At 62.9% G+C, this 20,068-nt stretch carries 13 protein-coding genes and 1 tRNA gene; 4 read left to right on the forward strand and 10 right to left on the reverse strand.

The genetic code is table 11. The features are described 5' to 3' along the window. Positions 1–106: 106 nt before the first annotated feature. Both thrS and DW943_RS02875 read right to left on the reverse strand, forming a co-directional pair. Positions 107–1,870, reverse strand: a complete 1,764-nt coding sequence (thrS, locus tag DW943_RS02870) for a threonine--tRNA ligase (RefSeq protein WP_117862125.1) — start codon at positions 1,868–1,870, stop codon at positions 107–109. A 226-nt stretch (positions 1,871–2,096) separates the two neighbouring features. Next, positions 2,097–2,528: a zinc ribbon domain-containing protein gene (locus DW943_RS02875; protein ID WP_055251579.1), complete on the reverse strand. Its 432-nt coding sequence runs from the start codon at positions 2,526–2,528 to the stop codon at positions 2,097–2,099. A 487-nt stretch (positions 2,529–3,015) separates the two neighbouring features. Here DW943_RS02875 and DW943_RS02880 point away from each other — a divergent pair, with 487 nt between their 5' ends. From DW943_RS02880 to DW943_RS02895, 4 genes are all read left to right on the forward strand, one after another. Then, positions 3,016–4,470, forward strand: coding sequence for an NAD(P)/FAD-dependent oxidoreductase (locus DW943_RS02880; RefSeq protein WP_117862126.1), 1,455 nt, complete (start codon positions 3,016–3,018; stop codon positions 4,468–4,470). A gap of 1 nt (position 4,471) precedes the next feature. Next, entirely contained in the window at positions 4,472–5,860 is a 1,389-nt protein-coding gene (locus DW943_RS02885) for an NAD(P)/FAD-dependent oxidoreductase (RefSeq protein ID WP_117862127.1), read from the forward strand. Positions 5,861–5,864: 4 nt separating this feature from the next. Further along, the gene (locus tag DW943_RS02890; protein ID WP_117862128.1) at positions 5,865–6,263 is read left to right on the forward strand and encodes a DUF1667 domain-containing protein; all 399 of its coding nucleotides are present in this window, start codon (positions 5,865–5,867) and stop codon (positions 6,261–6,263) included. 128 nt (positions 6,264–6,391) lie between these two features. Beyond that, complete coding sequence (locus DW943_RS02895) at positions 6,392–7,480, forward strand: Xaa-Pro peptidase family protein (RefSeq protein ID WP_117862129.1); 1,089 nt, start codon at positions 6,392–6,394, stop codon at positions 7,478–7,480. 351 nt (positions 7,481–7,831) lie between these two features. Here the strand turns inward: DW943_RS02895 and DW943_RS02900 are convergent, their stop codons facing one another. From DW943_RS02900 to DW943_RS02935, 8 genes are all read right to left on the reverse strand, one after another. Then, the gene (locus tag DW943_RS02900; RefSeq protein ID WP_117862130.1) at positions 7,832–9,175 is read right to left on the reverse strand and encodes a folylpolyglutamate synthase/dihydrofolate synthase family protein; all 1,344 of its coding nucleotides are present in this window, start codon (positions 9,173–9,175) and stop codon (positions 7,832–7,834) included. Between the two features lie 246 nt (positions 9,176–9,421). Further along, entirely contained in the window at positions 9,422–12,118 is a 2,697-nt protein-coding gene (locus DW943_RS02905; RefSeq protein WP_117862131.1) for a valine--tRNA ligase, read from the reverse strand. Positions 12,119–12,405: 287 nt separating this feature from the next. Then, on the reverse strand, positions 12,406–13,812 hold the full coding sequence (gene clpX, locus DW943_RS02910; protein WP_117862132.1) for an ATP-dependent Clp protease ATP-binding subunit ClpX: 1,407 nt from the start codon (positions 13,810–13,812) through the stop codon (positions 12,406–12,408). Between the two features lies 1 nt (position 13,813). Beyond that, positions 13,814–14,434 carry an ATP-dependent Clp protease proteolytic subunit gene (locus tag DW943_RS02915; protein ID WP_022095182.1) on the reverse strand — a complete coding sequence of 207 codons (621 nt, stop codon included), beginning with the start codon at positions 14,432–14,434 and terminating at the stop codon, positions 13,814–13,816. Positions 14,435–14,596: 162 nt separating this feature from the next. Next, the gene (gene tig, locus DW943_RS02920; protein ID WP_233543585.1) at positions 14,597–15,898 is read right to left on the reverse strand and encodes a trigger factor; all 1,302 of its coding nucleotides are present in this window, start codon (positions 15,896–15,898) and stop codon (positions 14,597–14,599) included. Positions 15,899–15,986: 88 nt separating this feature from the next. Further along, positions 15,987–16,070, reverse strand: a tRNA-Leu gene (locus DW943_RS02925). 140 nt (positions 16,071–16,210) lie between these two features. Further along, a complete protein-coding gene (locus DW943_RS02930; RefSeq protein ID WP_117862134.1) occupies positions 16,211–19,042 on the reverse strand; it encodes a molybdopterin cofactor-binding domain-containing protein in 2,832 nt (943 codons plus the stop codon). Beyond that, positions 19,042–19,944 carry a xanthine dehydrogenase family protein subunit M gene (locus DW943_RS02935; RefSeq protein ID WP_199572749.1) on the reverse strand — a complete coding sequence of 301 codons (903 nt, stop codon included), beginning with the start codon at positions 19,942–19,944 and terminating at the stop codon, positions 19,042–19,044. Before DW943_RS02935 ends, DW943_RS02930 begins: the two co-directional genes overlap by 1 nt. Positions 19,945–20,068: the final 124 nt, after the last annotated feature.

Raw genomic sequence — 20,068 nt, forward strand, 5'->3', positions numbered from 1 at the left:
TGCAACAAAAAAAGCCGCTCAACCAGCGGCTTTTCTAATTTTGGTAAGAAAAAAGGCGACCGCCCTGTGTGGACGGTCGCCTTTGTTAATTGTTGTGAAGTTTGCCTTAGGCGCGAGTCTTGATCTCCTCGAGAACCTTGGCAACAAACTCGTCAACGCTCATCTGAACGGTCTCGTTGGAGCGATCGCGGACGGAGATGTTGCCGGCCTCGACCTCCTTCTCACCCAGGATGAGCATGTAGGGCACGCGGTCGATGCTGCGGGCCTCGCGGATCTTGTAGCCAATCTTCTCGTCGCGGTCGTCGCAGACCACGCGAATGCCGGCTTCCTCCAGTTTGGCGCACACCTCGTGGGCGTAGTCGCGGCTCTTCTCGGAGACGGGAAGTGCCTTGACCTGCACGGGGGCCAGCCAGGTGGGGAACTTGCCCGCAAAGTGCTCAATCAGAATACCGATGAAGCGCTCGATGGAGCCAAAGCACACGCGATGCAGCATGATGGGGCGCTTCTTGGTGCCGTCGGCGTCCACGTACTCCAGGTCAAAGTTGAGCGGCATCTGGAAGTCGAGCTGCACGGTACCGCACTGCCAAGTGCGGCCGAGCGAGTCCTCCAGGTGGAAGTCGATCTTGGGGCCGTAGAAGGCGCCGTCGCCCTCGTTGACCTCGTAGTCCATACCCAGCTTCTCCAGAGCGGTGCGCAGACCCTCCTCGGCGCGAGCCCAGTCCTCGTCCGAACCCATGGAGTCCTCGGGGCGGGTGGAAAGCTCGACGTGATACTTAAAGCCAAACTTCTGGTACACGGAGTCGATAAGGTTGACCACGCCCACGATCTCGTCGGTCAGCTGGTCGGGACGGACAAACAGGTGGGCGTCGTCCTGGTTAAAGCAGCGCACGCGGAACAGGCCGTGCAGGGCGCCGCGCAGCTCGTGGCGGTGCACCAGGCCAATCTCGCCGGCGCGGATGGGCAGCTCGCGGTAGGAGTGCGGCTTGGAGGCGTACACCAGCACGCCGCCCGGGCAGTTCATGGGCTTAATGCAGTACTCTTCGTCGTCAATAACGGTGGAGTACATGTTGTCCTTGTAGTGGTCCCAATGGCCCGAGGTCTTCCACAACTGCTTGTTCATGATGAGCGGCGTGGAGATCTCCACGTAGCCGGCCTTGCGGTGAATCTCGCGCCAGTAGTCCAGCAGCGTGTTTTTAAGGATCATGCCGTTGGGCAGGAAGAACGGGAAGCCGGGGGCCTCGTCGCGCATCATAAAGAGGTCCATCTCGCGGCCGATCTTGCGGTGGTCGCGCTTCTTGGCCTCCTCCAGCATATGCATGTGCTCGTCGAGCTCTTCCTTGGTGGCAAAGGCGACGCCGTTGATGCGGGTGAGCATCTTGTTGTCCTTGTCGCCCTTCCAGTAGGCGCCCGAGACGCCGGTGAGCTTAAAGGCCTTGAGCGCCTTGGTGTAGCAGATGTGGGGGCCGACGCACATGTCGATGTAGTCGCCCTGCTGGTAGAAGGTGATGCGGGCGTCGTCGTCCAGGTCGCCGATGTGCTCGACCTTGTACTTCTCGCCGCGCTCCTCCATAAGGGCGATGGCCTCGGCGCGGGGCTTCTCGTACACGGAGAACTTGAGGTTCTCCTTAACGATCTTTTTCATCTCGGCCTCGATCGCGGGGAAGTCGTCCTCGCTGATCTTGACGCCCTCGGGCAGGTCGACGTCGTAGTAGAAGCCGTTGTCGGTCGCGGGGCCGTAGGCAAAGTCGGCCTCGGGGTACAGGCGCTTGATGGCCTGCGCCATGATGTGCGCGGCGGAGTGGCGGATGACGTGCGTGACCTCGTCCTGCGGGAGCTCGGCCACCGAACCGTCATTGTAGAGTGCCTTCATGGGTATGTTTTCTCCTCTCGGATGCCTGATGCAAGTGCGTGCGATGCGCTCGGCGTTTTTGACTTGCATCATTATAGGCAGGTTGCCTTGGTATACAAGCGCCCGCCGCACCTTAATGGCACGGCGGGCGATTTTCTACGCATGCTTCATCGTGTGGGGGCGGGGTGTGGGGCGCGCGCGGCTTGCGGCGCGCCCGTGGTTTGCGGCCGGCCCGGCGATGGATGCGTTACTGGATGCGAGTTCGGCAGTAGGGGCAGACCTTCCAGTGCGCATCGAGCGGGCGATGGCAGCTGGGGCACACGTTGCGAACCTGGGTATCGCACACCGGGCAGACCACAAAGTCCTTCTCGATGGGCGCGCCGCACTGCGGGCAGGTGCCGTACTGGGCAAGCTGGCGCTCGCGCAGGGCCATGTCCAGCTCCTGCTCCTCGCGGTCGGAGGCGTAGGAGTGCGGGCGCAGGACCAGGTAGGCAATGAGGCCTACAAACGGGATGAGGGCGATGATGCCCCATGCCACGTAGGCGCTGGCGCCGCGGCGGCGAGCGTCGATGAACACATAGACGACCGACAGCACATACAGGGCGATGATAAAGCCAACGAAGGCATAGACGACGCCCATAAGCTGCGGCGACATGAGCTCGGAGATGTACTTGGACATTACGGGTACCTTTCGGAATATTAACAGTCCGGTCAAGTTTACCACGGGGTTTGTTTATATGGGACTACGGCTGGGTACGGGGCCGGCGCGGACACAAACATCTCAATCTGTAACAGGTGGAGGCGGAATCCGGGTCTAGATGTTACAGATCGAGACAAACGGAGGACCCTCCCAGACTTCAATCTCGATCTGTAACATCTTGGGCCCCAAAACCCCTCTTACTGTTACAGATCAAGACATTCAAAATCCGCCGGAAGGTTTGTCTCGATCTGTAACATCTAGAACCCAAATCCTCGTCTAACTGTTACAGGTCGAGACAAACGGTTGCCGTAGCTGTCGGCAGACGAGCTTGTCAACGTTGCTGGGTCTTCCCTCGCCTGCCGTTGGCGGGTATTGCGGGGCTGTTCGCCGCATTGCCGCCGCGCTGGGGGTGTGCAGACCGTAGGATAGTCTTATTGACAGCCTGTCAACTCGTCTGGGAGGCACTGTGACAGAAACGTTTGATATCGCAATTGTGGGCGCGGGCATTACGGGGTGCGCCATCGCGCGGCAGCTCGCGCGCTATGACCTGTCCATTTGCGTGGTCGAGGCGGCCAACGATATCGCGCTGGGCGCGTCGAAGGCCAACGGCGGCCTGGTGCACGCCGGCTACGATCCGGCACCGGGCACGGTTAAGGCGCAGGTCAACGCCCGTGGCTGCGAGTTGTACGGTACGTGGGCGAAGGAGCTGGGCTTTCTGTTCTGCCGCACCGGTTCGATGGTGCTGGGCTTTAACGACGAGGACCGTGCGCATCTGGAGCAGCTGCTCAGCAACGGCCATGTCAACGGTGTGCCCGAGCTGTCGATCGTCGGACCCGACCGCATCCACGAATTAGAGCCACGCGCCAGTGCCGATGCAACGTGCGCGTTGTGGTGTCCCTCGACTGGGTTTGTCGACCCGTTTGAGGTTGCCATCGCCGCACTGGAGAACGCCGTGGCCAACGGGGTGACGTTTATGCGCTCCGCACCCGTGGAGGCGATTGAAGTCGCGGGCTCGGTCGACGACGCGCGCTTTACGCTGGCGACCCCCGCTGGCAACGTGCGCTGCCGTTACCTGATCAACGCCGCGGGCAACGGCGCCGCCGACATCTCGCATATGGCGGGCGCCGAGGAGTTCCAGATGGTCTGGCGCCAGGGCAACATCGTGGTGCTGGACAAGGAACCGCGCACGCTCATGCCGCTCTACCCCGTGCCGACGCCGGTGTCGAAGGGCGTTATCGTGACAGGCACCGTGCATGGCAACACCGTGATCACCGCCACGGCTGCTGTGCGCGAGCCGGGCGACACGCAGACCTATGCGAGCGATGTGAACGCGCTGCTGACCGGCGCGCGCAAGCTGGTGCCCGACCTGGACACGCGCCGCGTGGTGCGCGCGTTTGCCGGCGGGCGTCCGGTCATTCAGGGGACGAACGACTTCTTTATTGGGCAGTCGGCCGTGGTGCCAAGGCTTTTCCAGGCGGCGGGCATTCAGTCGCCGGGCGTGGCGAGCGCGCCGGCCATTGCCGAGCGCATGGAGCTTGTGATGCGTGAGGCGGGCGTGGAGCTGCACGAGCGGACGGACTGGAACCCAATTCGCCGCGAGCCGGACGACTTTGACCGCGCACCGCTGGCGCGTAAGGAGGAGCTGATCGAGTCCGATCCCGCGTGGGGACAGATTGTCTGCCGCTGCGAGACGGTGCCCGAGGCCGAGATTGTGGCCGCGATTCGGCGCCGCCCGGGCGCGGTTTCGGTCGAGGGCGTCAAGCGCCGCTGTCGTGCCGGCATGGGTCGGTGCCAGAGTGGTTTCTGTCAAAGCCGCGTGGTGGCGATTCTGGCCCGCGAGCTGGGGTGTGACCCCAGCGAGGTGCTGTTGGAGGATACCGGATCTTGGTTGGTTGAGGGACTGCTGAAGGGGGTGCGCTAGGATGGCGGAATTCGGATCGAGCGCGATTAATACCGACGCCGTTGAGACCGTGCAAACGCGGGCGTTCGACGTGGTCGTTATCGGAGGCGGCGCCGCCGGCATGGCGGCCGCGCTTGCCGCGCACAAGGCCGGCACACGCGTGGCCATCGTGGAGCGCGAGCAGCATCTGGGTGGCATCCTGCGCCAGTGCATCCACCCCGGATTTGGCCTTTCACACTTTAAGCAGGAGCTCACCGGTCCCGAGTACGCGCAGCGCTTTATCAACCAGGTGCGCGAGACCGAAATCACGCTGTTCTTGGACAGCATGGTACTTGGGATCGATTCGAGCGAGGGCGCGGGCGCGTCGAGCGTGGACGAGGGTGCGGGAGCCGTCGCGGTCCATACCGTCACGCTCATGAGCCCCGCCGGTATGCTACAGCTCACCGGGCGAGCGGTCGTCCTTGCTATGGGCTGCCGCGAGCGCACCCGCAGCGAGATCAAGATTCCAGGTAGCCGTCCCGCCGGCGTGTTTACGGCGGGCCTGGCGCAGCGATACATCAATATCGAAAATCTCAAGCCCGGCTCGCGTGCCGTCATTTTGGGCTCGGGTGACATCGGGCTGATCATGGCGCGCCGCTGCACGCTCGAGGGGATTTCGGTCGAGGGCGTGTACGAGCTCATGCCGTACGCCAACGGCCTGCGCCGCAATGTCAAGAACTGCCTGGACGATTTTGGCATTCCGCTGCACCTGTCCACCACGGTGACGAGCGTGATCGGGCACGACCGCGTGGAGGCCGTCGAGGTGAGTCAGGTCAACGAGCACCTGGCGCCCATTCCGGGAACCGAGCGCATCGTTTCGTGCGACACACTGCTGCTCTCGGTGGGCCTGATTCCCGAGAACGAGCTTTCGGTTGCCGCGGGCGTTGAGCTTGACCCGCACACGCGCGGCGCCGTGGTGGACCAGAGTCTGCAAACGGGCGTGCCGGGCATCTTTGCCTGTGGCAACGTGCTGCACGTGCACGACCTGGCCGACAACGTGACGACCGAGTCCGAACGCGCCGGTGCAGCCGCGGCGGCGTACGCGCTGGGGAACGGCGCGGATGACGAAGTGGGCGCTGCGGGCACGGGCTGCGAGCTCATGGTCTCCCCCGCCGGCATCGCAGGCTACGCACTGCCGGGCCGCATTACGACCGTGGCGCTCACCAAGCTCAACTTCCGCGTGCGCCGGCCAGTCAATGCCGCCCGCGTGCGCATCCTCGCTGGCGACGAGGAGCTGTTTGCAGGCAAGGTCCGCCCGTTTAAACCGAGCGTAATGGAGAGCTTCCCACTACCGGCAAAGGTAATTCAGCGCGCACTCGACCTGGGTGTTAACGAGATTGTCCTGTCCGTCGACCCCGTTGAGGAGGCGTAGAGTCATGAGCACAAACGCGATTGAAACGCTGCAGTTCAACTGCACCACCTGCCCATCCGAGTGCCTCCTGACCGTGGAGGTCGAGCGCAGCGCAGACGGCGCCGTGGTAGAGGTGCGCTCCGTAACCGGCAACAGCTGTCCGCGTGGCGATAAGTTCGCGCATCAGGAGCTCACCTGCCCCATGCGCGTGCTCACGACGACCGTGGCCGTCTCCGGCGGCGACGAAGCCCTGCTCCCCGTGCGCACGGCCGAAGCCATCCCGCTGGCACTCCACGCCCAAGCCATGGCCCTCATCCGAGGTCTAGTCGTCAACGCCCCCATCCGCATGGGCGACGTCGTGCTGGAAGATCTTCTCGGCACCAACATTGACCTAGTCGCCAGCATGAACATCGATCCAGCCTAAGCAGCTAATTTGGGACGGGCTCTTTTAGCTGCTTTTGCAAGGAGTGTCCCCAGGTGCCGGCATAAAAGGAACGTCCCTATGTGCCGGGCTTGGGATACCATGGTGGCAGCCTAGCGAAAGGATGTTTCATGGCACATGTCGATGACCAGCGCGTGGCGCGCGTGCTCGATGCGCTCGAGGCTCAGCACCCCGGCGCACAGCTGCTCGTAAACGACCCATGGTCGATCTATTACCTGACCGGCTTTTATGCCGATATGTTCGAGCGTTTTTGCGGCGTGCTGCTCGTGCGCGATGCCGAGCCGGTGATCCTGGTCAACGCACTGCATCAACTGCCCGAGTACGACAATGCCCGCGTCGCCTATCACACCGATACCGATGTCGTGGCCGACGCCATCGCTCGCGAGGTCGATCCGACCAAACCGCTCGGCATCGACACCGTCATGCGCTCCGGCTTTTTGATGCCGCTCATGGAGCGCCACGCCGCAAGCGAGTTTTTCCTGGGTGACTTTGCCGTCACCGCCGCACGCACCCACAAGGATGCCACCGAGCAGGAGCTCATGCGTGCGTCCTCGACCGCTAACGACGCTGTAATGGCCGATGCTATTAAGCTTGTCCACGAGGGCGTGACGGAACGCGAGATTGCCGACCAGATGCTCAGCCTGTATCGCAAGCACGGCTGCGAGGGCTTTAGCTTTCCGCCCATCGTGAGCTTTGGCGCCAACGCCGGCGACCCGCATCACGAACCCGACGACACCGTGCTCAAGCGCGGCGACGTGGTGCTGTTCGACATTGGCGGACGCCGCTGCAACTATTGCTCGGACATGACGCGCACGTTCTTTTGGGGCGAGCCGGACGAGGAGACGGCACGCATCTACGACATCGTGCGCCGCGCCAACGAGGCCGCCGAAGCGCTCATCGCACCGGGCGTGCGCATGTGCGACCTGGACCGCGCCGCACGCGATGTGATTGAAGACGCGGGCTACGGCGAATACTTCACGCATCGCCTGGGTCACTCGATCGGTCTACAGGACCACGAGCCGGGCGATGTCTCGCTGGTCAACGAGCAGGTCGTAGAGCCAGGCATGACGTTCTCCATTGAACCGGGCATCTACCTCCCCGGTCGCACCGGCGTCCGCATCGAGGACTTGGCCCTAGTTACCGAGTCCGGCGTCGAGATTCTCAACGCCTACCCCCACGATCCGGTCCGCCTAGACTAGCCAATGTGCCAAAGGGACAGTCCCTTTGGCACATCCCGTTAACGCAGTGCCACGAAAACGGGCCATCTACTACGTTTAACCCGCATGGGTCGACCATGCGGGTCTTTTTTTAAAAATGGCAAGCCCTTTACCTGCGGTTTTGATTTCGCAATTCTCGGTATGGTCGAGGGTTACCGGTCAAACGTAGTAAATAGGCCCATTTCGTGGCGAGCAAGTCAACTCGAGGCGCAGGGTAGTCAAAATAGCCCCGTCCCAAATTAGCTGCTTTTGAGTTGCGGTGATATACGGACTGTTTGAGGCTTCTGGCTTGTAAAACAGTCCGTATTTCACCGCAACTGATGAGGGGATGGGTTAGCGGAGCAGGCCGGCTACTTCGCCGGCTAGGGTGATGGTGCCGGCTGCTACGAAGGACTCGCCCGCGGCATCGAGGGCAGCGAGGGCCTCGGGCACGCTCGCGTACACGCCCGCGAGCTTATCGGCGTCCACTAGGGCGGCAAGCTCCTCTGCCGGCAGGGCGCGGTCGGAATCGGTCTGTGTCACGACCACGCGCGGAAAAGCTGGAATCAGCACGTCGACGATACCCGCCACGTCCTTGTCGGCCAGCGCGGCACACAGCAGCGTGGGGCGGTTCTCCACGCACGGATCGATCTCGTCCAGCGCGCTCACAAAGTTCTCGCAGCTCTGGGGGTTATGGCAGGCGTCAATCAGCTTGAGCGGATCGGTTCCCAGCACATCAAAGCGACCCGGCGTGGGGCAACCCATAAGCGATGCATCCAGCGCATCGTGGTCAAGCTCGCGGCCCAGATACCCCTCGCACAGCATAATCGCGCACGCGGCATTCTGCGGCTGATACGCCGGCTTGACCATGCTCGACGTATAGATCGCACGCGGCGTGGTGCAGCTAAACTCCACCGTATCGCCCACATGCGCCGGCACCTTGGTCGTGGCATGGCTCACCACCAGCGGCACCACACCGCACTCACGGCAACGGACATCCATCACGCGCTGAACGCTCGCCTCGTGCGTGCCCTCGCCCAAAACAACCAGGCGTCCAGGCTTAATAACCGCAGCCTTCTCCCCCGCAATGGCCTCGAGCGTATCGCCCAAAATGCGTGTGTGGTCGAGTCCAATGCCCGTAATGGCAACGGCGACGGGATCGGTCGCACTCGTGGCGTCCCAGCGTCCGCCCATGCCGACCTCGAGCACAGCAACATCAACCGCAGCCTCGGCAAACACGACAAGTGCGGCAGCCGTCAGCAGGTCAAACGGCGTGATGGAATAGGCGCGCTCCCCCGCCGCCACACGACGGGAATTCACGCGATGTCCCGCCTCAACAGCGGCAGAAACACCACGGGCAAAGGCATCATCGCTCACGACGCGCCCATCGACCTCCATGCGCTCGGGATAGCGCACAAGCTGCGGCGACGTATACAGCGCCGTCTTAAGCCCCTCACCACGCAAGATGGCAGCCGAAAAACGCGTGGTCGAAGTCTTGCCATTGGTACCGGCAACCTGAATGCAATCAAAATACTCGTCCGGACGCCCCAGCTCATCAAGCATATCGACAACCGTCTCAAGCAAAGGACCAGCATCCCCAGAAATCCGCCCCGTGTCGGCAGCAAGCCCCACAGCCTCATTAAACGAAAGCAAATCAAACTCAAAAGGAACGGTATACAAGCCGGAACGCTTAGGCATTTTTAGAACCGCCATTCATAGAAAAATAAAACAGTATAGGTTGAGGATAGTCAGCGAAAACGCCTCTGATGAGCCAAGATGCCGTGAAACAAGGGCGCATAGGGCTTATGCCCATGCGCCCGAAGTTGAACGGCAGATTGGCCATCAGAGGCGTTTGCAGCGTCGAGTCAGCCGCCGTTCGTTAGAACGGCGGAATAGGTGTCCGCAGTAGCGAGCAAAGCGTCGGGACGCGCCCCAGAGTAAACCTTACGAGAAGTCAGCAACCTGAGCAGTCAGCGCCGCCAGAATCTCCTTGAGCTCAGCTGCACGGTCCCTCTTCTTCTGGACCACCGCGGGCGCGGCCTTGGCCACAAAGCCCTCGTTGGCAAGGGTCTTCTCGCAGCCGGCGAGCTCCTTCTGGGCCGCGGCGATCTCCTTCTCCAGGCGTGCCTTCTCAGCCGAAAGGTCAACCTTGCCCTCGAGCACCACAAAGACCTCGACGCCGCTGTCGACCACGGCGATGCTCGCTGCCGGCTTCTCAACGTCGGTACCCATGACCAGAGAGGCGGTGTTCGCCAGCGGCTCGATGGTCGAGCGCAGGCTCTCGAGCTTCTCGATGTCCTCGGCGCCGGCGCGCACGACCACGTCGAGCTCGGCCTTGGGGCTCAAGCGATAACGCGAACGCGTGGCGCGGGCGGCGGACACAACGGTGCGGCACAGCTCAAACGCGCGCTCGGCGTCCTCGTCAACATACTTGGCGTAGTCGGCAGGCTCCGGCCACTTGGCGATCATGAGCGCCTCGGCGCGGTTCGCGTTATCCTCGGCGTCCAGGTCGAGCACGCTCGCCGGCATGTTGTCCCAGATCTCCTCGGTAACAAACGGCATGAGCGGGTGCATCAGGCGAATGGAGGTATCAAGCACAAAGATCAGGTTGCGCTGAGCCTGCAGACGGCCCTCGCCCTTCAGGCGGGCCTTGGTGACCTCGACGTACCAGTCGCAGACCTCGTTCCAGAAGAACTGCTGCACGCCGCGAGCCATATCGCCAAAGGTGTAGTTCTCGATACCCTCGGTAACCATCTTCACGGCCTTTGCCAGACGGCTGAACATCCAGGCGTCTGCCGGCGTCTCCACGACGGGCTCGCCGGGCGTGTAGCCCTCCATGTTCATAAGCAGGAAGCGGCTGGCGTTCCAGATCTTGGTCACAAACGACTTGGCCTGCTCGGTGCGCGGGCTGTCGATGAGCTGCTTAGTCTTCTTGTCGATGTTCGCGTCAAACTTGACATCCTGGTTGTTGGTGCACAGCGTCAGCAGGTTGTAGCGCATGGCGTCGGCGCCATACATGCCAATGAGGTCCATGGGGTCAACGCCGTTGCCCTTGGACTTGGACATGCGGCTGCCGTCCTTGGCCAGGATCGTCGGGTAGATGACGACGTCCTTAAACGGCACCTCGTCCAAGAAGTACAGCGAGCTCATGACCATGCGGGCGACCCACAGCGCGATGATGTCGCGAGCGGTGACGAGCGCCGTCGTGGGGTGATGGCCCTCGAGCAGCTCCGGCTTTTGCGGCCAGCCCTGCGTGGCGAAGGTCCACAGCTGCGAGCTGAACCAGGTGTCCAGCACGTTCTCGTCCTGATGGACGTGATGGCCGCCGCACTTGGGGCACACGTCGGTGTCCTCGGTAAGGGCGTCCTCCCAGCCGCAGTCCTCGCAGTAGAACACGGGAATGCGGTGACCCCACCACAGCTGGCGGCTAATGCACCAGTCCTTGAGGTTCTCCATCCAGGTGGTGTAGGTCTGCGTCCAGCGCGCGGGATGGAAGGTGACCTTGCCGGAGTTGACGGCGTCCAGCGCCGGCCCCTTGAGCTTGTCGACGGCCACAAACCACTGTTCAGACAGCCACGGCTCCAGGGCGGAGTCGCAACGGTAGCAGTGCATGACGGAGTGGTCGTGCTCGTCGACGTGGTCGAGCAGGCCGTGCTCGTCGAACCACTTGATGACGGCCTCGCGGCACTCGTCGCGGTTCATGCCGGTGAACTCGCCGTAGCCCTCGACGACCACCGCGTGCTCGTCGAAGATATTGATCTGCGGCAGGTCGTGGGCCTGACCCATGACGTAATCGTTGGGGTCGTGGGCCGGGGTGACCTTGACGAAGCCGGAGCCAAAGTTGGCGTCGACGTGCCAATCCTCAAAGATGGGGATCTCGCGGCCGACGATGGGGAGCTTGACGGTCTTACCCACAAAGGCGGCCTTCTCGGGGTCCTTCGGGGAGACGGCTACGCCCGTGTCGCCGAGCATGGTCTCGGGGCGCGTGGTGGCGACGACGATGTAGTCCTGGCCGTTGACCGGCTCGGTCAGCGGGTAGCGCAGGTGCCACAGGTGGCCCTTCTCGTCCTTATACTCGGCCTCGTCGTCCGAGATGGCGGTGGTGCAGTTGGGGCACCAGTTGACGATACGCTTGCCACGGTAGATCAGGCCGTCGTGGTACCAGTCGCAGAAGACCTTACGCACGGCCTGGGCGTAATCCTCGTCCATGGTGAAGCGCTCGTTGTCGAAGTCGACGGAGCAGCCCATGCGCTTGATCTGCTCGACGATGATGCCGCCGTACTCGTGGGTCCAGTCCCAGCAGGCGTCGACAAACTTATCGCGGCCAATCTCCAGGCGGCTGATGCCCTCGCTCTTGAGCTTCTTGTCGACCTTGGTCTGCGTGGCGATACCGGCGTGATCGGTGCCCAGCACCCAGCGCGTGGACTTGCCGCGCATGCGGGCCATACGGATGATGGCGTCCTGGATGGAGTCGTCGGTAGCGTGACCCATGTGGAGCTTGCCGGTCACGTTGGGAGGCGGAATGGTGACGGTGCAGTCGCCCACGCCCTCGCGGCGCTTGTAGTAGCCGCCGTCGAGCCACTTCTGCAGGATCGCCGGCTCGTTGGTCGACGGATCGTAGTTCTTGGGCATTTCTTCCATATATCTCTCCCTTGCCCATCGGGGAGGAATGTAGGCCCGATTTTCGCTCGGTCAAGTCCTGGGCTCGCTCGAAGACCACATTAAGTGGTCTTCGGCTCGTGCGGAATCTACGAAAATCGGGCCTACATTCCTCCCCTTAGGTATCGATTACTTCAGTCTGATATGACTTCGCTGAGGCTTAAACAAACACACAGAATAACACAGGTAGTTGGGGTTATTGCGTATATATAAAATAGCCTCCGACCGCGAATGGTCGGAGGCTATTTAGAAGCGCGTATTTGGCTCGTTTACCCGTAGATGCGCTGGGGCTGTTCGGTGCCCTTTACGGAGGCTTCGGTCACGATGACCTTGGCGACGCCCTCCTCGCTGGGGAGGTCGAACATCGTCTGCTGCAGCACGTCCTCGCAGATGGCGCGCAGGCCGCGGGCGCCGGTCTTGCGGGCGAGCGCCATGCGGGCGATCTCGTGCAGGGCCGCGTCCTCAAACTCAAGATCGACATCCTCGAGCTGGAACATCTTGCGGTACTGGCGCACCACGGCGTTCTTGGGCTCGGTCAGGATCGACACCAGGTCGTCCTCGTCGAGCGCCTGCGTCTGGGTGACGACGGGCGTGCGTCCCACAAACTCGGGGATCATACCAAAGGCGTTGAGATCCTGCGGGAGCACCTGGCGCAGCAGGTCGTTCTCGTCGACCGAGGTGGGGCCGGCGATCTCGGAGTTAAAGCCCACGCCCTTGTTGCCCACTCGATCGGCAATGATCTTATCCAGACCCACAAAGGCACCGCCGCAGATGAACAGGATGTTCGTCGTGTCGATCTGCAGCAGCTCCTGCTGGGGGTGCTTGCGGCCGCCGGTGGGCGGAACGCTGGCCACCGTGCCCTCAAGAATCTTAAGCAGTGCCTGCTGAACGCCCTCGCCCGAGACATCGCGGGTGATGGAGAGGTTCTCGGCCTTGCGGGCGATCTTGTCGATCTCGTCCACGTAGATAATGCCAACCTGAGCGCGCTCAATGTCGCCATCGGCAGCATTGATAAGCTTGAGCAGGATGTTCTCCACGTCCTCGCCAACGTAGCCTGCCTCGGTAAGCGCGGTGGCATCGGCGATGGCAAACGGCACCTCGAGGATGCGCGCGAGCGTCTGGGCCAACAGGGTCTTGCCGGTACCGGTGGGACCGAGCAGCAGGATGTTGGACTTGGCGAGCTCCACCTCGTCCATATCGTCGTCGAACTGCGAGCCCATGCCGCCGTCAAAGGCAGACACCGCGGCGCCACCCTCGATCACGCGGCGATAGTGGTTGTACACGGCCACCGACATGGCGCGCTTGGCGTCCTCCTGACCCATAACATAGGCCGAAAGCTCGTCATAGATCTCGTGCGGCGTCGGCACGTGCGTGATGACCTGGCGATCGTCCTCGAGCTCAAAACCCTCGGTCTCGGGGTCCGCGGCGGGCTGGGATGCAGCCTGGCCGTGGTCGTTGAGGAAGCCCGGCAGCTTGCCGTTGCGGGCAGCGTCCATAAAGTCCGAAGCCAGCGACTCCTCCAGAATCTCGGAGCAGGCGGCGACGCACTCGTCACAGATAAAGATGTTGGTCGGGCCCTTTACGAGGCGACGGACCTGGCCCTGCTCTTTTCCGCAGAAGGAGCAGCGGATGGGGTTGCCGTTCTCGTCAAAGTTGTCCTGCATGTTTCCTGCCATCCTAGGCGTCCTTCGCGGCTAAATCGCGCGAGGTGACGATACGGTCGATCAGGCCGTAGTCGAGGGCCTCGGCAGCGGTCAGGTAGTTGTCGCGCTCGGTATCGGCCTGGACCTTCTCGATGGGCTGGCCCGAGGCGTCGGACAGGATCTGGTTGAGCTCGCGGCGGGTCTTCTTGATCTCCTCGGCCACGATCTCAATCTCGGTCTGCTGGCCCTGGGCACCGCCGCTGGGCTGGTGAATCATGACCTTGGAGTGCGGCAGGCAGAAGCGCTTGCCCTTGGCGCCGGCCGAAAGCAGCACGGCAGCCATAGACGCGGCCATACCGACGCAGATGGTGGAGACCTGCGGCTTGATGAAGTTCATGGTGTCAAGAATCGCCAGGCCAGAGTAAACCTCGCCACCGGGCGAATTGATGTAGAGCGAGATATCCTTCTCGGCATCCTGGCTCTCAAGATGCAGCAGCTGGGCAACGACCAGGTTGGCGCTGACGGAGTTAATCTCCTCGCCCAAGAAGATGATGCGGTCGTTGAGCAGGCGCGAATAGATATCGTAGCTGCGCTCGCCGCGCGGCGTCTGCTCGATAACGTATGGCACGAGGGCGGAATCGAACTTAGCGATCATACGCATCTCCATTTCTCTTACGGACCAATAGTGGTTCTAGACAAACGTACGGTGCCCGCATGCTATGCATTGGCTGGCACCGTACGAAGCAACCGGATAACCGGCTTATAACTTTACCCCATCACGGGCACATACATGCGCTCGCGGGCAAGGTGGCGAGAATTACTCGGCGTCCTTGGCGGTCTCGTCGACCTCGGTCACCTTGGCGTTCTCGACCAGGTGGTCGACGGCCTTGGAGCGACGGATAGACTCACGGACGGCAGGCATGCGGCCATCGGCGATGAACTCGGCCTTGGAAGCCTCGACGTCCTTGACGCCGGCCTTCTCGAACTCGGCGTTGATGTCGTCCTCGGTGACCTCAATCTTGAGCTCACGGGCGAGGGCGTCGAGCGCCAGGGACTCACGGGCAACGTCGTTGGCCTGCTTGTGCAGGTCGCCGATGAACTGCTCCATGGTCAGGCCGGAAGCGGGCAGCCAGGTGTCCAGCGTCATGCCGCGGGCAGCGAGGTTGGACAGGAAGTTCTGGCCAAGCTCCTCAAAGACGGACTGCTCGTAGTCGGCATCCATCTCGTCGAGCTGCAGGCGCTCGGCGAGAGCGGAGACGCAACGGTTCTCCTTCTCGGCCGGGAGGCGGGAAGCCTTGTCCTGCTCGATCTCGATCTTGATGGCGTCGCGCATAGCGTCGATGCTGTCAAAGCCAAAGTCGGACTTGACGAGCTCGTCGGTGAGCTCGGGGGTGTTGCGGACCTTGATGCCCTTGACGGTGACCTCGACGGTGTGGGTCTCGGCCTCCTCGCCCTCCTCGGCCTCGTCGGTCCAGGTGACGGACTTGACGTCGTCAACGTTGGCGCCGATCAGAGCCTCGTTGAACTCGGCGGGGTTGCTGTCGCTACCGGCGATGAGCATACGGCCCTCGGCGGCAAAGTTGTCGGCGTTCTCGACGGCCTTGAGGTCGACGGTAACGTAGTCCTCGGCCTCGACGGCGCGACCCTCGACGTCCTCGAAGGTGGCACGGTAGTTGAGAAGCATCTCGACCTGGTTGTTGATCTCGGACTCGGTGACCTCCGCAGGGGGCATCTCGATCTCGACAGCGTCGAAGGAGGAGAGCTCAGCGGCGGGACGCAGGGAGAACTCGACGGTGTAGGTGTAGTCCTCGTGATCCTTGGCGAGGTCGAGCTCCTTGTAGTCACCGTTCTTGGTGGGGACGATGTCCAGCTCGTTGAGGACGACGGGCTCGTTGGCAGCGATCAGGTCGTTGGTGGCCTGAGCGAGGGTAGCCTCGGCGCCAAGAGCAGAGTCGATGACCGGACGGGGAGCCTTACCGGCGCGGAAGCCCGGGAAGCGGTACTTCTTGGCGGTGTCCTTGTAGGCCTTCTTGATCGCGGCGTCGACGTCGGCGGCCGGGATGGTGACCGTAGCGGTGAGCTTGGCGTCCTTGACGTCAGAAGCGGTGATGTTCAACACGTTCCTCCTCATACTGCCCAGCTTATCTGAGGTGCTGGTACCTTTATGCAACAAAGAGTCGCGACGGCCGAAGCCGACGCAGATGCGTTGGTGCGGGCGAAAGGACTCGAACCTTCACGGGAATCCCACCAGAACCTAAATCTGGCGCGTCTACCAATTCCGCCACGCCCGCATGAGCGCACAGACTAGGAATGATAGCAGATACGAACGGCAAGCGCACGCACACGTTTTACAGGCTCACGACCTCACCACGAGTACGAAAGGCGGGGCGAGTTGCCCCACCCCGCCAATTACGACTTGTTCGCCGACCCGCTACTCCCCCAACAGGGCCTTCTCGGGCGTGATGGGCAGCGAGCGTACCTGATGGCCGGTGGCGTGTGCCACGGCCGATGCCACGGCGGCGAGCGGCGTGTTGATGACGACCTCGCCGATCGACTTGGCGCCAAACGGGCCCGTCGGCTCGTAGCTCGGCTCAAAGGCCACGCGGATGCTGCCGATATCCAGGCGCGTGGGCAGCTTGTAGCTCATAAAGTTGCCGGTGCGCAGACGGCCGCGGTCATCGTGCTCGACAATCTCGTAAAGTGCGTGACCGATACCCTGGGCAATGCCGCCCTCGGCCTGAACGCGCGCGAGCGCCTCGTTGATCACGGTGCCGCAGTCGACGGCCGCCGCATAGTCCACCACAGTCACCTTGCCGGTGGCTTTGTCGACCTCGACCTCGGCAATGCCGGCCATAAACGGCGGAGGCGAAACGGGCAGGCAGGCAGAGGCGTGCGAGGTGAGCGCGTCGCCGCCCGCGATGTTCTTGACGCACAGGTTGGCAAAGTCGCGCAGCGTGAGGTAGCGGTTCTGCTCGCGCGCGGCACGCTCGTCGGACAGGCGCACGTACTGACCATCGAAGACCACGTCGGCGGCGTCCACGTCCCACATCTGGGCGGCCTTGGCGCAAATCTTCTCGCGCAGCTCGGTCGCGGCGTTCTTAGCGGCAAGGCCCGTCACGTACGTACCCGAGCTCGCGTACGAGCCGGCGTCGAACGGCGACACGTCGGTGTCCACGCCGCGCACCACGATCAGCGAGCTCTCCACGCCCAGCTCCTCGGCGGCAATCTGCGCCAAGATCGTGTCGACGCCCATGCCGTTATCGGTGGCGCCGGTGCCGATGGTAATGAAGCCGTCCTCTTCCAGGCGCATGTCGATGCCGGCGATATCCACGTTGGAAATGCCCGAGCCCTGCATGGTGAGCGCACAGCCCAGAGCACGCACACGGTCGCCCAGGTCAACGGCCAGCGGCTTGTCGCGCCAGCCGATCATGTCCATCGCGCGCAGCAGGCAGCGGTCGAGCGCGCAGGCGTTGAGCTTCTCGTTGTAGTACTGCGGCATGATCTCGCCCTCGCGCACGATGTTCTTAAGGCGCAGGTCGGCGGGGTCCATGTGCAGCATGTCGGCGAGCTCGTTGACGGCGCTCTCCACGGCAAACTGGCCCTGGGTGGCACCGTAGCCGCGATACGCGCCGCCGCGGTTGGTGTTGGTGTAGACGGCGTCCCAGCTAAAGCGGCTCGCCTTCACATGGTTGTAAATCGGCAGGCTCTTGTGGCCCGAAAGGCCGATCGTCGTGGTGGCGTGCTCGCCGTACGCTCCGGCGTTGGACAGCGTGTGCAGGTCGATGGCCGTGATGGTGCCGTCGTTCATGGCGCCCAACTTGACGGTCATCTGCATCTGGTGGCGCGAGTTGCCCGCGGTGATGGTCTCCTCGCGGGTGTAGCAGCAGTAGCTCGGACGGCCAGTCTGCTGGGTGACGAACGCCACGAAGATCTCGCAGCAGCCCGTCTGCTTGGAGCCAAAGCCGCCGCCGATGCGCGGCTTAATGACCTGCACCTGCGACTGCGGAATGTCGAGCGACTGCGCGACCATGCGGCGCACGTGGAAGGGCACCTGCGTCGAGGTGGTCACGGAGATGCGCCCAAACGCGTCGGTCGTCGCGAAGGCGCGGAAGGTCTCCATGGGCGCGGTCTGCGTGGCCTGGCTGGTGTAGGTGCGCTCAAAGACGATGTCGCTCTGGGCGAAGGCCTCGTCCAGGTCGCCATAATCGCTGGTACCGCTGCACACCAGGTTGCGCGAGACATCCCCGCCCTGTGGGAACATAAAGGTCACGTCGCCCTCGGGGTGGACCAGGATGTCGTTATCGAGTGCCTTGGTAAAGTCGAGCAGCGGCTCGAGCACCTCATAGTCTACCTTGATGAGCTTGAGCGCCTTGTCGGCAGCCTCCTCGGTCTCGGCGGCGACGATTGCCACCTCTTCGTTTTGGTAACGGACGAGATTCTCGAGGATCAAGCGGTCATAGGGACTCGGCTGCGGATAGCTCTGGCCGGCGATGGTAAAGCGGCGCTTGGGCACGTCCTCATAGGTGTAGACGCCCACGACGCCGGGCACTTTCAGGGCGCGCGACGTATCGATGGAGCGGATCTTGGCGCGGGCGTACGGGCTGCGCTTTAGCTTGACGATCAGAGCGCCGGCGGGCACCATATCGCCCGTGTAGACGGGACGACCCTCGAGCAGCGCCTTCGAGTCCTTCTTGGGCTGCTTATGGGTGATCTGCTTGTACGCGACGCCGTCGCAGCTGGTGTCGTTGACCGGCAGCTCGGGCATCTCAAAGCCCACCTGCACGCCGGACTCGTTGAGGAAGCGGACGATGGCGCGCAGCTGGCTCTCGTAGCCGCTGCAGCGGCAGAGGTTGCCGGCCAGCTGGCGCGAGAGCTCCTCGCGCGTGGCGACGAGGCTCGGGTCCTCCTTGGCGGCGCGGGCGAGCGCCAGCACGTTCATGATGAGGCCGGGGGCGCAAAAACCGCACTGCTCGGCGCCTTCGGCGGCCATAGCGCGGGCAAGCGCCTCGGACTCGGCCTTGAGGCCCTCGAGCGTGGTGACGGAGCGGCCCTCGACGCGCGCGGCGGGAACCGAGCAGCTCAGCACCGGGTCGCCGTCGAGCCACACCGTGCACAGACCGCAGTTGGTGGTTTCGCAGGCGCAGCGCACCGACGCGCAACCCTGCTCACGCAAAAGCGAAAAGAGCATGGTGTCGGGGGCAATCTGAACCTTGACCTTGCGGCCGTTGAGCGTAAAGGAAAGATCGATGAGTTTGGCAGCCATTAGCGCACCTCGCTAGAATCGACGCCGGGCACGCGGCGGCAGGAATACTCGTCCGTGGCAAACTTAGGGATCTGCACGGTCTCGAGCTCGCGGGCAAGCGCGGCCGAAAGCTCGATGCCGGCGGCGCGACGCACAGCCTGAATCGCCAGCGGGGCCGAGATGCGGCGGCGGTAGTCGGCCGAGCCCCACAGGTTGGTGCCGTAGCTCAGCGAGCGCACGGATGCGGCCAGGGCGCGAAGCTCGTCCTCGGAAGGATGCTCGTTCACCAGGCCGCACGCCTCGCCCTGCAGCAGAGTCGCGCGCAGCGGGCGGGCGCCCACGGTGACGTGCCAGGTGTTGTCCCACCAGGCGGCGGTGACGTTCAGCGAGGGGAAGTCGGTCGCGGCCTTGCGCACGGCCTCGTAGCTCGCGCGGTAATCATGCTTGACGACCACGACGTGCTCGATCACGTCGCGCACATAGCCCATATCCACGAACTCCGCGAGCGGCACGCGACCGGCGCCCGTCAGCTCAACATAGGAATCGAGCGCGAGAAAGGCGGAGAGAACGTCCGAGAAGCCAAAGCGGCCGTAGATGCTGCCGCCCACCGTGGCGGTGTTGCGCAGCTGCACGCCCACGATGTCGTGGACGGCGAACTCAAAGACATTATTGACAAGCGCGTTGAGCCCGGCATGACGCTCGAGCTGGCGCAGGGTGCACATGGCACCGATGCGAAACTCGGTCTCGGTCTCCTCGATATGATCGAGTCCGCAGGCCGAAAGGTCAATCGCCGTCGCCACACGACGCGAACCCAGGCGCATCCAGATGCCGCCGCCCACAATCTTGTTGTTGCGGTTCTTCTGCAAGAGCTCATAGGCTTCGGCCGCGTTTCCAACACGGACGTAGGTACCGAACTTGAGCACGTTCTCCCCCATCTCTCCACTTGTCCAGTACCTTTAAGTGTACCAAACGAGGGGGCACAGCTCGTGTCGGGACAAAATGAACCGTTTTCCTCCGTCGCATGCGGATCAAAAAAGGCTCCCAGCC

It is taken from the genome of Collinsella sp. AM44-11 (assembly GCF_003467145.1).
Taxonomy (GTDB): Bacteria; Actinomycetota; Coriobacteriia; order Coriobacteriales; family Coriobacteriaceae; genus Collinsella.